Annotated in this window: 8 protein-coding genes; 3 read left to right on the top strand and 5 right to left on the bottom strand. The window is 70.8% G+C overall.

Translation table 11 applies throughout. The features are described from left to right. Positions 1-66: 66 nt before the first annotated feature. Positions 67-861: a DNA repair protein RecO gene (gene recO / locus GSE44_RS10890; protein ID WP_159348821.1), complete on the top strand. Its 795-nt coding sequence runs from the start codon at positions 67-69 to the stop codon at positions 859-861. On the opposite strand, the gene GSE44_RS10885 is transcribed toward recO, so the two are convergent. After that, the gene (locus tag GSE44_RS10885) at positions 862-2,478 is read right to left on the bottom strand and encodes a hypothetical protein (RefSeq protein WP_159348820.1); all 1,617 of its coding nucleotides are present in this window, start codon (positions 2,476-2,478) and stop codon (positions 862-864) included. It lies immediately after the preceding gene. Positions 2,479-2,622: 144 nt separating this feature from the next. Here GSE44_RS10885 and parC point away from each other — a divergent pair, with 144 nt between their 5' ends. Then, positions 2,623-4,854, top strand: a complete 2,232-nt coding sequence (parC, locus tag GSE44_RS10880) for a DNA topoisomerase IV subunit A (protein WP_159348819.1) — start codon at positions 2,623-2,625, stop codon at positions 4,852-4,854. A 62-nt stretch (positions 4,855-4,916) separates the two neighbouring features. On the opposite strand, the gene GSE44_RS10875 is transcribed toward parC, so the two are convergent. The 4 genes from GSE44_RS10875 to GSE44_RS10860 all read right to left on the bottom strand — a co-directional run bounded on the left by GSE44_RS10875 (position 4,917) and on the right by GSE44_RS10860 (position 10,995). Beyond that, complete coding sequence (locus tag GSE44_RS10875) at positions 4,917-5,681, bottom strand: arginyltransferase (RefSeq protein ID WP_159348818.1); 765 nt, start codon at positions 5,679-5,681, stop codon at positions 4,917-4,919. 124 nt (positions 5,682-5,805) lie between these two features. Beyond that, positions 5,806-8,157, bottom strand: a complete 2,352-nt coding sequence (locus GSE44_RS10870; RefSeq protein ID WP_159348817.1) for a penicillin acylase family protein — start codon at positions 8,155-8,157, stop codon at positions 5,806-5,808. A 74-nt stretch (positions 8,158-8,231) separates the two neighbouring features. Then, a complete protein-coding gene (locus tag GSE44_RS10865) occupies positions 8,232-10,097 on the bottom strand; it encodes an ATP-binding protein (protein WP_159348816.1) in 1,866 nt (621 codons plus the stop codon). 97 nt (positions 10,098-10,194) lie between these two features. Continuing rightward, positions 10,195-10,995, bottom strand: coding sequence for an IclR family transcriptional regulator domain-containing protein (locus GSE44_RS10860; protein WP_159348815.1), 801 nt, complete (start codon positions 10,993-10,995; stop codon positions 10,195-10,197). 105 nt (positions 10,996-11,100) lie between these two features. Between GSE44_RS10860 and GSE44_RS10855 the strand changes: the two genes are divergently transcribed. Further along, a complete protein-coding gene (locus tag GSE44_RS10855; RefSeq protein ID WP_159348814.1) occupies positions 11,101-12,432 on the top strand; it encodes an aromatic ring-hydroxylating dioxygenase subunit alpha in 1,332 nt (443 codons plus the stop codon). Positions 12,433-12,446: the final 14 nt, after the last annotated feature.

The following is a 12,446-nucleotide window of genomic DNA, read 5'->3' as shown; positions in this document are numbered from 1 at the left end:
TTCGCCGGGCGGGGTCCGCGCCGCCCGAGAGTGGCGCAGCTACCACCGGAGGCCCATCTTCCCGTCATGGAATGGACCGCGCCTGGAATCGTGCTGGATAGCCGCCCCCTCGGGGAGGGCGGGGCCGTCGTCACTTTGCTGACGGAGCAGCAGGGGCGCCATGCCGGGCTGGTGAAGGGCGGCGCCTCCCGTGGTCAGGTTGCCACCTGGCTGCCGGGCAATCTGGTGGAGGCGCGCTGGGTCGCGCGGCTGTCGGACCAACTCGGGGCGCTCAGCGGCGAACTCGTCCACCCGGCCGCGGCGCTGGCCATGGAGGACCCGCTCGCGCTGGCGCTGCTGTCCTCCGCCTGCGCCGTCGCCGCCGAGGCACTGCCGGAGCGCGAGCCGCATCCCGCCGCTTTTCGTGGGCTGCTTCCAGTCGTCGCCCACCTCCAGCGCGGCGCGGCCGAGGTGATCCCGGACTACATCCATTGGGAAATGCTGCTGCTGGCGGAGCTGGGCTATGGGCTGGACCTGTCGCGCTGCGCCATGACGGGCGACACGGGCGATCTCACCCATGTCTCGCCGAAGTCGGGGCGCGCGGTGCGTTCCGACATCGCCGCTCCCTATGGCGACCGGATGCTGCGCCTGCCGCCCTTCCTCCGGAAGGAAAGCCTGCCGAGCGGGCCCGCGGACTGGCTGGACGCGCTGCGCCTCACCAGCCATTTCCTGGCGCGCGACGCCTTCGGGGCGCGCCATCGCCCGCTTCCGGCCGCGCGGCAGGCACTGTCGGACCGCGTGGCCGCGCTGGCCGAAGCCGAACGGGCCGCCGCGGCCGGACCACTACCCGTCCCGGTGCAAGTGCCGGGGCGGGAGGACTGATCAGGGGGTCGGGCGCACCAGCACGAGGCTGAAGGCACCGCCCCGGTCCTCCACTAGGCCGACCCGCAAATAGGCGGGCCGCGGCGTGGCCGGCACCTCGACGCGGGAGGCCAGGCCTTCCGCATCGTCGTTCTCCGCCAACTCCTGGCCATCGGCATCCAGCACGGCGAGCAGCGTGTCCACGTCCCGGCCGAGGCCGAAGGTCATGGCAATGGCCGGGCGGCCGTCATGCGGCAGGGCGACCACGGCCTGCTCCCCGGGCGCGAGGCGGATGCGCATGGCCTCGCCCAGGATGAGAGCGGGGCGGCGCGCGGCCTCCTCGATGCTGTTGGCCACTTCCTGGCCGGCGGCTGGTGCCGCGGCGGCTTCGGCGGCAAGGTCGAACCCACCGCGCCCGCCGTCGAGGAGCTTCGCCCGAACGAAGGCGGCCGGGCGCCCCGCATCGGTGGTGGAAATGCGCGAGGCGAGACCATCCCCGCCATCGTCATCCTCGAGAATCACGTCGCCCTGGGCATCCAGCAGGGCGAGGACGGTATCGGCCTCGTTCCGCAGGTTGCGGGTGAACAGGATCAGCGGCTGGCCATCCGGCAGGGCAAAGACGGCCTGGCCGTTCCGGCCCATCTCAATCCGCACCACTTGGCCAGGTATCAGGGGGTCGCGGGCGCGCGCGGCCTCCAGCGTGGTGGGGAAGTCAGGCGGCGGTGCGGGGGCCTCGCGCTCCAGCACGAGGTCGAACTCGCCCGTTCCGCCATCGACGAGGCTGGCCCGCAGCGTCAGCGGTCCCGTCGCCTCCTGGGAGACGGAGAGGAGGGAGGCGAGGCCGTCGCCGCCGTCGTCGTTCTCCGCCAGCACCTGGCCCTTGCCATCAAGCAGGGCCAGGGCCGTGTCTGTGTTGCGGGAGAGGTTGCGGGTGGCGGCGACCAGGTCGCGCCGGTCCTCCGGCAGGGCGAAGAAGGCCTGCTGATGCCGCCGCAGCCGGATATGCACGGGCTGGCCAAGGAACAGCGGCGGGCGGGCGGCGGCGGCAGACTGGCTGGTGGCGAAATCCGGAGGCGGCTGGGGCTGTTCGCGGGTCAGCACCAGCTCGAAGCGGCCACCGGCATTCTCCAGCGTGCCGACGCGGATGGTGCGGACGCCGTCGCCAGGCTGGACCTCGAGCCGGGAGGCGAGGTTCTCGTCGCCGCCATCGTCGTCCTCGGCCACCATCTGACCATTCTCGTCGAGCCCGGCCAGGACAGTGTCGGTGTTGCGGCCCAGGCGGCGGGTGACGACGGACCAGGCTTCCCCCGCCTCAGGCGCCGCGCGGAAATAGGCCGTTTGACCCCGGCGGAGGCTGAGCTGCACCGGGCGGCCGGGCTGCAGCGGCGGGGTGCTCGCCGCCTCCTCGGGGCTCAGGGCATAGGGAGGTTGGGCTGTCTGCGGGGCGGGGCGCGCCGTGGCCGGAGGGGGCACGGGGTTCTTCGCGGGGCCACTCTGGACAGGGATGAGCAGCACCCCATCGGACGGGGCGGCGAAGGCCGGGAGGAGCGGGAAGGCCGCAAGTATGGCGGCGAGGCCGATGGCCACCGGCCGGAATAATGGCCAGTCCCTGGGTCCCGAAGTGAGGGCCTGTGCCATGTGGCAACCTCCTGATCCTTGTGCCCTGTGCTAGCCCCGCCATGCCGCGCACCGCAACGGGCGGAGCCTCGCCCTGGCGCCGTCCCGCACGGCCTGCTAGAACGGAAGATCCTGAACGAACATAGAACACAAGGGCCGACCACCTTGCCCGACGACCTCAAGACGCTCCCCGAGGGCGGCCGGATCAATGAGACGCCGCTCGCCGGTGCGCTGTCCGAGCGCTACCTGGCCTATGCCATGTCCACCATCATGGCGCGCTCCCTGCCGGATGTGCGGGACGGGCTGAAGCCGGTCCATCGCCGCCTGCTCTGGGCGATGCAGCAGCTGAAGCTGGATCCGGCGGGCGGCTTCAAGAAATGCGCGCGCGTGGTCGGCGACGTGATCGGTAAGTACCACCCGCACGGCGACTCCTCGGTCTATGAGGCGCTGGTGCGGCTCGCCCAGGATTTTGCGGCGCGCTACCCGCTGGTCGAGGGCCAGGGGAACTTCGGCAATATCGACGGCGATAACGCCGCGGCCATGCGATACACCGAGGCGAAGCTCACCGAGGTCGCCAAGGCGCTGCTCGATGGCATCGACGAGGATGCCGTCGATTTCCGCGCGACCTATGACGGCGAGGAGCAGGAGCCGGTGGTGCTGCCGGCGGCCTTCCCGAACCTGCTGGCCAATGGCGCGAACGGCATCGCCGTCGGGATGGCGACCTCCATCCCGCCGCACAACGCCGGCGAGGCGTGTGCCGCCGCGCTGGAACTGATCCGCAACCCGGGTGCGACCACGGCCGAGCTCCTGGCCCATATGCCCGGGCCTGACTTCCCCACGGGCGGCGTGATGGTGGAGCCCGCGGACAGCATCCTGAACGCCTATGAGACCGGCCGCGGCGGCTTCCGGCTGCGCGCGAAATGGGAAGTCGAGAAGCTTAAGAACGGCACCTGGCACATCGTCATCACCGAGATCCCGTACCAGGTGCAGAAGTCGCGCCTGATCGAGCAGATCGCGGAGTTGCTGGAAGCGAAGAAGCTGCCACTGCTGGCCGATGTGCGCGATGAGAGCACGGACAAGGTGCGGATGGTGCTGGAGCCGAAGACCCGCAGCATCGAGCCCGCCATGCTGATGGAGAGCATGTTTCGCGCGACGCCGCTGGAGAGCCGCATTCCGCTGAACATGAACGTGCTGGATGCCGAGCGCACGCCGCGCGTGATGGGGCTGAAGGAGGTGCTGCGCTCCTGGCTCGATCACCGCCAGGTGGTGCTGGTGCGCCGCTCCTCGCATCGGCTCGCCGCGATCGAGCGACGGATCGAGATCCTTGACGGATATCTCATCGTCTATCTCAACCTCGACGAGGTGATCCGCATCGTCCGCGAGGAAGACCATCCGAAGGATGCGCTGATCAAGACCTTCGGCCTGACGGATACCCAGGCCGAGGCCATCCTCAACATGCGCCTGCGCGCCCTGCGCAAGTTGGAGGAGATGGAGATCCGGCGCGAGCACACGCGTCTGACCAAGGAGCTGAAGGGGCTGCAGCGCCTGCTGGGCAGCGAGAAGGCGCAGTGGACGAAGATCGGCGATGAGATCGAGGAGGCTCGGCAGAAGTTCGGCTCCGGCGCGCTGGGCGACCGGCGCACGGTGCAGACCGAGGCGGTGGCGGTGGTCTTCGACGAATCCCAGTTCGTCGAGCGCGAGCCGATCACCATCATCCTTTCCGAGAAGGGCTGGCTGCGCGCGCAGAAGGGGCACATCGACCCGGCGGCGGAGCTTCGCTTCAAGGAGGGCGACAGCCTCGCCCTGCTGCTGCATGCCGAGACGACGGACCGCATCGGCCTGCTCGCCTCGAACGGCCGTGCCTACACGATCAAGGCGGATGCCATCCCGCGCGGACGCGGCGACGGACAGCCGGTGCGGTTGATCGTGGAGTTGGGAAACGAGGATTCCATCCTCTCCGCCTTCGTCTGGAAGGAGGGGATGAAGTTCCTCCTCGCCTCGGCATCCGGGCGCGGCTTCGTGGCAAAGAGCGAGGATCTGCTCGCGGAGAAGCGCACGGGCAAGCAGGTGCTGGTGGTGGATGCGCCGGACATGCTGGCGGCCTGCGCCCCGGTGGAGGGCGACACGGTCGCGGTGGTGGGCGAGAACCGCAAGCTGCTGGTCTTCCCGCTGGAGCAGGTGCCGGAGATGTCGCGCGGACGTGGCGTGGCGCTGCAGGGCTATCGCGATGGCGGGCTGGCGGATGTGAAGGTCTTCGCCAAGGCGGATGGCCTCACCTGGCAGCTCGGCGACCGGACGCGGACAGAGACGGCGTTGGCCCCCTGGCGCGGCAATCGCGGCGGGGCGGGGAAGATGCCGCCGAACGGCTTCCCGAAGTCCAACCGCTTCGGCGGCTGAGGCGAGGCCCGGGGGCGCTCCCCGGGCGACGTGAAGGCTTGTGGGCCGCTGCCGGGAAGGCCCTAGACGGCGCTTTCCGGCACCAGGGCCGTCATGGGCGGCGCCCCTTCGCGCAGCGGGTGCCAGGCGCCGTTGGTCAGGATCTCGCTGGGCTTGAAGCCGGCTTTGTAGGCCATCTTGGCGCTCTGAGGGACCCAGTAGCCCAGGTAGACATAGGGCAGGCCGAGCTCCCGGGCCCGTTCCACAAGCTGCAGGATCGCCAGCGTGCCGAGGGAGCGGTTGGCATGCTCCGGCTCGAAATAGGAATAGACGGCGGAGAGGCCGTCCTTCAGCCAATCGGTCAGGCAGGCGCCGATCAGCCGGTCCGGCGCCTCGCGGAACTCGATCAGCATGGTGGTGATCGGCGTGTCCTCGACCATGGCGCGGTAGTCGTAGAAGCCCATCGCGGCCATGTCGCCGTCCCGATGGCGGGCGCGCTGGTAGCGCTGGAACAGGGCGAACTGCTCGGCGGTGGCGCGCGCCGGCACCTCCTGCGCCACCACCCCGGCATTGGCGCGCAGGATGCGGCGCTGGGTGCGGCTGGGCTGGAAGTCGTCCACCACGATGCGGATGGGGATGCAGGACTGGCAGCCCGGGCAGACCGGCGCATAGGCGATGTTGTGGCTGCGCCGGAAGCCGGCGCGGGAGAGGCGGTCATGCAGCGCTTCCCCTTCCGGGCCCGAGAGCTCGGTCACCACCTTCCGTTCCGTCCGCCCGGCCAGGTATGGGCAGGGCAGGGGAGCGGTGGTGTAGAAGAACTGCGGTCGGCGTTGGGCGCGGTGCAGCATGTGGAACCTAGTTTCAACGGAACGGGCGCCGCCGTCCATGGTCTCGCGCCATCGCGCAAGCGCGGCGCCCGGGCATGGGGTTTCACTGTTCCGCCCGGGTTTGCGAAGGCAGGGCTGCCTTGATCTAGGGAGCGGAGTCCTGCGGGTCCAGGCGCAAACGGGCCGCGGCGGGCGCATTGGCCGGCAGGGGCTCGAGCCGACCCGCCACCCAGCCAGGCGTCATGTCGCGCCAATGGCGGGAAAAGGGGTTGCCGGACTGCCCGGTGGCGATCGCGGCCGCCACGCCGTCGGGCGAGGCGAGGTCCATCACGATGCGCAGCCCTGGCCCGTGCACATTGGAGAAATCCCGCGCCATGCTTCCGCGGTTGACGGTCTCGCCGTCGCCCGGCGTCGGGGCCTCAATGCGCAGCCGGTCGCCGAGCAGGGGGACGAAGCGGAGCAGCGGATGCTCCAGCCGGATGCGATGCGCGTCGCCCCAGCGCCAGGACGCCGGATCGGGGCCGAAGCGCGGGGCGAGGCTGGCCACCGCCGCCTCCAGGGCGCGGGCGGAGAGGGCCTCGCAGCCCTCCGGTCCGCACCAGCCGGCGCCCCCGGGCGTGGCCAGGGTGCGGAGGAATTCCGGCCCCGCGTTCCAGGCGCCGTCCGGCACGCCACCGGCAGCCAGCGCCATCCGGCCCAGCTCCCGCATCCAGGCATTGAAGACCAGGGGCTGCGGCAGTTCCGGACGCATCGCGCCATCCCAGCTGAGCAGCAGGTCGCGCGCCATCCCCGCCGGTCCCGTGGGACGGGGCGGGGCAAGGAGAAGGGGCAGCATCTCCCGCGCCAGGAGGCTGACGGAATCGGCCTGCATCGCCGCGAAGTCGCCGGGGGCGTGGCGTGGCCGCTGGTGCAGCAGCTCGCCGATGCGGCGGAAGCGCCAGTCCCCGAACCAGTCGCGGCCGAGGAAGACGTCGCTGCCGGGCGGCTGCACGCGGTTGTTGGCATTGGCGAGCAGCCCGCCGGCCGGCGCCACGACATGCGGCATGGCATCGAAGGGCACCCAGCCGGTCCAGTCATGGGCGCCGTCCCAGCCGGGGACGGGCAGGGTGCCGTCGCCCGCCTTGCGCAACGGGGTACGCCCGGTGAGGAACATGGCGATGCCGCCCACCGCGTCGGCTACCATCAGGTTCTGCGCAGGCGAGGCGATCAGCGCCGCTGCCCCCCGCGCCTCAGCGATGGAACCGGCCCGGTTCAGCGCCATCAGCCCCGCCGCCTGGCTGTCCTCCGGGGCGAGGCTGGCCATGGAGACGGCGAGCACGCGGTCGCCGGGCGGATTGTCGTCCAGGTCTGAGATCACCGGACCATGACGTGTCTCGCGGACGCGGAGCACCACGTCGTCCTGGCCGCGCACGGCGATGCGTTCCTCCCGCAGCGTGAAGGGGCGAGGGCCGTCGGGCGTGTCATAGGCATCGGGGCCGGCGAGGCGCTCGACAAAAACGTCCTGCGTGTCGGAATGGGTGGTGGTGAAGCCCCAGGCGAGGCGCTCGTTCCGGCCGATCACCACCATGGGCACGCCGGGGGCGGTAGCGCCCGCCAGGAAGCGGCCGCCCGGCAGTTCGATCCGCGCGAGGTACCACAGCACCGGCGCCTGCAGCGCGAGATGCGGGTCGGAGGCCAGAAGCGCGCCGCCCGTGGTGGAGCGCGAGGGCGCCACCGCCCAGGCATTGGAGGCGGATTCGGGCAGGGGCGCATCCTCGCCCCACCGGGGCGTCGCACCCAGCAGGTCGGCGAAGCGCCGCGGCTCGGGCAGGAAGGCGAGGTCGGGGCGCCCCACGCTCTCATCCGAGGGCCAGAGCTGGTCCATGCGCTCAGGAGGGAGGATCGTCGCCAGCCTCGCGCGCTCGGTCTCCAGTCGCCAATTGCCGGAGAGCCAGAGGCCCATGATCTTGCCCCAGAGCAGGCTGTCCGAGGGCTTCCATGGCTCCGGAATGCCCAGCAACAGGAATTCCGGGGCGGCGAAACGGCCGCGGGCGCGGGTCCAGGCATTCACCCCGGCAGCATAGGCGTCCAGCAGGTCCCGCGCCTCCGGCGGCAGGGCGGCGAGGTCGGACTCGGCGCGCTGGCGCAGGCCGAGGGTACGGACGTAGCGGTCCAGCCGCAGGGTGGAGGGGCCGGCCCGCTCGCTCAGCCGTCCGGCGCCGCCGCGGCGGGTCATCTCCATCTGGAACAGCCGGTCCCGCGCATGCAGCACGCCCATGGCCATGGCGGCGTCGCGCTCGGACTGCGCGCGAATGCGCGGGATGCCATGCGCGTCGAAATCAATGCCGACAGGGGCGGAGAGGCCGGCCAGGCGAAGCGCCGCCTGTTCGCCCGGCAGAGTCAGCCAGACCGCGCCCGCCGCCAGGAGGAGCAGCAGGACGGGAATCGCGACCAGCAGCAGGATCGCGCGGCGCAGCCAGCGCCAGGGGGAGCGGGCGTGCCGGGAAGCGAGGACCATGGCCCGGTATGGACCGGGTTCCGGCCCCTTGGCCATGCCGGCGGAATGACAGTCCGGTGTCAGCCGGCCAGGTGTCAGTGGGCGGTTGCCGCGGCGGTAAGGGCCTGGCGGAGCGCATCGAGGTTGTAGGGCTTGCGGAGCAGGGGCAGCCCTGCCTCGGCCACGCGGGCCGGCGCGCCGCCATAGCCGCTGGTGAGCAGCACCGGCAGCGCCGGACGCTTCGCCCGGATGGCCTGGGCAAGGTCCAGCCCGTCCATGCCGCCGGGCATCAGCACGTCAGTGAAGACCAGATCGGCTTCGATCCCGTCCTCCAGCTTCGCCAGCGCATCGGCCGGATCGGTCGCGCGTATCGCCAGATGGCCGAGGTGGCGAAGCATGTCGATCACCAGCGCGGCGACGGCCTCATCATCCTCCACGACCAGGATGCGCAGCGGGCGTTCTTCTGTGGTGGCCGCGGGCGCGGCGGCCTCGCCGGACGGAGCATGGGCACGGGGCAGGAAAAGGGTGATGCAGGTTCCCCTGCCAGGGTGGCTGACAACGCGCGCCAGGCCGCCGCTCTGCCGCGCGAAGCCATAGACCTGCGCGAGGCCAAGACCGGTCCCGCCGCTCTTGGTGGTGAAGAAGGGCTCGAAGGCGCGGGAAAGCGCCTCGGGTGTCATCCCCGTGCCAGTGTCCTCCACCTCGAGCTGGAGGAAGGGGCCGCTGAGGCCTTCGGCATGCTCCGTGCGCGCGAGGGTGACGTTCCGCGCCGTGATGCGCAGTGTTCCGCCGCGTGGCATGGCGTCCTGTGCGTTCAGGGCGAGATTCGTCAGCGCCAGCTCCATCTCGGACGGATCGGCGAGCACTGGCCAGAGATCCTCCGGCGCATCGATCCGTACGGTGATATCCGCGCGCAACGAGCGGGACAGCAGCGCATTGATCTCGCCGAGCCATGGGCCAAGTGCCACGGACTCGGGCCGCAATGCCTGGCGGCGTGCGAAAGTGAGCAGGCGGCGGGTGAGGTCTGCGCCGCGCTGCGCGGCCTGCGCGATGCTGGCAAGCAGCTTCTCCCGCCGCGCCGGATCCTCCGTGCGCGCGATGAGGGAGATGCCCGCGGTCACCACTGCCAGAAGATTGTTGAAGTCATGCGCGACGCCACCGGTGAGTTGGCCCAGCGCCTCCAGCTTCAACGTCTGGGTGAGGCGCGCCTGCGCGGCCTCCCGCGCCGCCACCTCGCGCTCGACTTCGCGCTGCAGGTTGGCATTGGCATCGCGCAGGGCCAGCTCGGCACGCTTGCGGGCCGTGATGTCGATGCACAGTCCGGTGACGCGGAGGGGCGTGCCATCGGTGGCGCGCTGCAGCCGGCCGCGCCAGGCCAGCCATAGCAGGCCGCGCGTGGGATGCTGGGTGCGGTACTCCAACTCGAGTTCAGGCTGGGCTTCCTCGATGCCCTGGCGCAGGACCCGCTCCGTCTCGGCGCGGTCCTCCGGCAGCACGCCGGCGAGCCAGCCCTCGTAGGAGGCTTCGGATTCGCGGCCAAGGCCGAGCAGGTCGCGGTATTCCTCCGACCATGTGACGCCGTTGGTGGTGAGGTCCCAGTCCCAGGCGCCCGCCCCGGCATAGCGATGGGCGAGCCGCACGCGCTCCTCGCTTTCACGCAGGGCGGCGTCGATTGCGGCCAGTTCGGCGCGCCGCTCCGCCACTTCGCGGCCGAGCGCGGCATTCGCCTCCTCCAGTTCGACGGTGAGGAACCAGAGGTCCTGCAGCGCCGCCCCCAGCAACGGGTCGTCCTCTTCCGCCGCGGCGAAGCGGGCGGAGGCGAGGGCGCGGCTGACCGCACTTTGCCGCTCGGCTGCCTTCAGCCGGTTCTGTAGCGAGGCGGCTTCCGCCCGCGCCTCGGCGAGGGCGGTCCGCAGATCCTCCGGCCTGCCGCCGGACGTCTGGGGAGGGCCGTCCCGCATTGGCGCATGCCGCTGCACAGATCCTCCACAACCATGACTTGTGGCGTAAAGAACGGTTCAGGTGGCGGCAAGTTGGGCGGTGTGGAGCGATTGCGGTTCAGACGAGCTGCGCCGCCAGTTCCGCAGCCTCCTCGCGTAGCAGCGGCAGCATCCGCGCCGCCATGTCGCCATCGGGGTGCAGGGCAAGCGGTGCGCCGATGTTGAGGCCGGCGACGACCTTCCCATCATAGCGCTGCAGCGGCACGGCGAGGGAGCGGAAGCCTGGCTCCATCTCCTCCTCCACCAGCGCATACCCCGAATCGCGAGCCGCAAGGATTGCGGCGCGAAGCCGCGCGGGATCGGTCTCGGTGCGTGGCGTAAGCGGCTCTGGGCGCAGGCTGCCAAGCCAGGGGTCCAGATCCGCATCGGGAAGTGCTGCGAGCAGCACGCGCCCGAGGGCGGTGCAATGGGCGGGCATCCGGGTGCCGACCATGCTGTTGAAGGACACCAGCCGCGACGGCTGGCCGTAGGCGACGAAGACGATTTCTCCTCCATCGAGCATGGCAGCGGAACAGGCGGCCATTGTGGCGGCGGCGATCCGCTCGCAGCGCGGCTGCAGCAGCGACGAGACGCCGTTGGAGCCGAGATAGCCGGAGGCCAGGCGCAGCACGCGCGGCGTGAGGCGGAAAAGGCGACCGTCGCTTTCGAGGAAGCCGAGATTCAGGAGCGTGTGCAGGGCGCGGCGCGCGGTGGCGCGGGGCAGGTCCACCATCCGGGCCGTTTCGGCCAGGGTCATCTGGCGACAGTCAGGACCGAAGGAGGCGAGGATCGCGAGCCCACGCGCCAGGGCCTCTGAATGCTCGGGGCCATGGTCCGCGCGTGCACGCCGCTCGGTCGCTTCGGCACCCAGTCTGGGCATCGTCCATCCCTTCTTCTATCGCGGGGCTGCGTTGCGCCAAGCGAAGAGCATGTCCTACAATCGCACTAACGTTCGGTCACCGAACATTTTGGAGGGCCTGCTGCCATGATGAGCGCGGAGCAGAACCGCCGGCTGACGCAGGTTGGCCCTGGCACGCCAGGAGGCGCGCTGTTGCGCCGCTACTGGCAACCCGTCGCGCTGCTGGATGAGCTGGAAGGTCCGCGGCCCGTCCGGCCGGTGAAGGCGCTGGGGCAGAATTTCGCGCTGTTCCGAGACGAGGCGGGAACGATAGGGCTGATCGACCGCGACTGCCCGCATCGCGGCGTCGACCTCGCCTATGGGCGTTTGGAGGATGGGGGGCTGCGCTGCCCTTTCCATGGCTGGCTTTTCGCCGCCGACGGGCGCTGCCTGGAGACCCCGGCGGAGCCGGAGGGCAGCACGCTCTGCCAGCGCATCCGCACGCGTTCCTACCCGGTGCAGGTGCGCTCCGGCATTGTCTTCGCCTATCTGGGCGAGGGGGAGGCGCCGGCGCTGCCGGCCTTCGATTGCTTCGTCGCGCCCGGCACGCACACCTTCGCCTTCAAGGGGCTGATCGAGTGCAATTGGCTGCAGGCGCTGGAGGTCGGGATCGATCCCGCGCATGCCTCCTTCCTGCACCGCTTCTTCGAGGATGGCGACGAGAAGGAAGCCTACGGCAAGCAGTTCCGCGGCGCCTCGGACGGCTCCGACCTGCCGATGACCTATGTGCTCCGCGAGTTCCCGCGTCCGCAGATCGAGGTGGAGAACACGGATTACGGGCTGCGCCTGACGGCGCTGCGCCGCATCAGCGACCAGACCACGCATGTGCGCGTGACCAACCTGTATTTTCCGCAGGCCTTCGTCATCCCGATGAGCGCGGAGATGACCATCACCCAATGGCACATGCCGGTGGATGACACCCGCTGCTACTGGATCGCGATCTTCACCAGCTTCGGCGCGCCGGTGGACCATGCGACGATGCGCGCGCAGAGGCTCGAGACCTACGCGCTGCCGGACTACCTGCCGCGCCGGAACAGCCGCAACGAATACGGCTACGACCCGCAGGAGCAGGCGAGCCAGACCTATACGGGCATGGGCCACGACATCAACACGCATGACCAGTGGGCGGTGGAGAGCCAGGGCGCGATCCAGGACCGCACGCGGGAGCATCTTGCCTCCACCGACAAGGCGATTGCCGCCAACCGCCGGTTGCTGATGCGCGCCATGGCGGCGGTGGAGGAAGGGAAGGCGCCGATGCTGGCTGTCGGCCCATCTGAGGCGGCGGGTATGACGGGCCCCGCGACGATTGACGGCATGGCGCCGACCGAAGGCTGGGAGGCGCATTGGCGCGCCGCCGTGGCCCGCCGCCGGGCCGCCGCGCCCTGGTCGCCACCCGCCCTGGCACTGGCCGCGGAGTGAGCGCGGCGGCGGGG

The sequence above is a fragment of the Muricoccus harenae genome, from assembly GCF_009848505.1.
GTDB classification, from domain to species: Bacteria; Pseudomonadota; Alphaproteobacteria; order Acetobacterales; family Acetobacteraceae; genus Roseomonas; species Roseomonas harenae.
Note: the sequence above shows the minus strand (reverse complement) of the source record. Positions and strands in the feature narration are given on the sequence as shown.

Excerpts from the sequence above, each read along its gene's own strand:
- recO (WP_159348821.1), top strand. The coding sequence starts at position 67 with ATGGAATGGACCGCGCCTGGAATCGTGCTGGATAGCCGCCCCCTCGGG.
- GSE44_RS10885 (WP_159348820.1), bottom strand. The coding sequence starts at position 2,478 with ATGGCACAGGCCCTCACTTCGGGACCCAGGGACTGGCCATTATTCCGG.
- GSE44_RS10875 (WP_159348818.1), bottom strand. The coding sequence starts at position 5,681 with ATGCTGCACCGCGCCCAACGCCGACCGCAGTTCTTCTACACCACCGCT.
- GSE44_RS10870 (WP_159348817.1), bottom strand. The coding sequence starts at position 8,157 with ATGGTCCTCGCTTCCCGGCACGCCCGCTCCCCCTGGCGCTGGCTGCGC.
- GSE44_RS10865 (WP_159348816.1), bottom strand. The coding sequence starts at position 10,097 with ATGCGGGACGGCCCTCCCCAGACGTCCGGCGGCAGGCCGGAGGATCTG.
- GSE44_RS10860 (WP_159348815.1), bottom strand. The coding sequence starts at position 10,995 with ATGCCCAGACTGGGTGCCGAAGCGACCGAGCGGCGTGCACGCGCGGAC.
- GSE44_RS10855 (WP_159348814.1), top strand. The coding sequence starts at position 11,101 with ATGATGAGCGCGGAGCAGAACCGCCGGCTGACGCAGGTTGGCCCTGGC.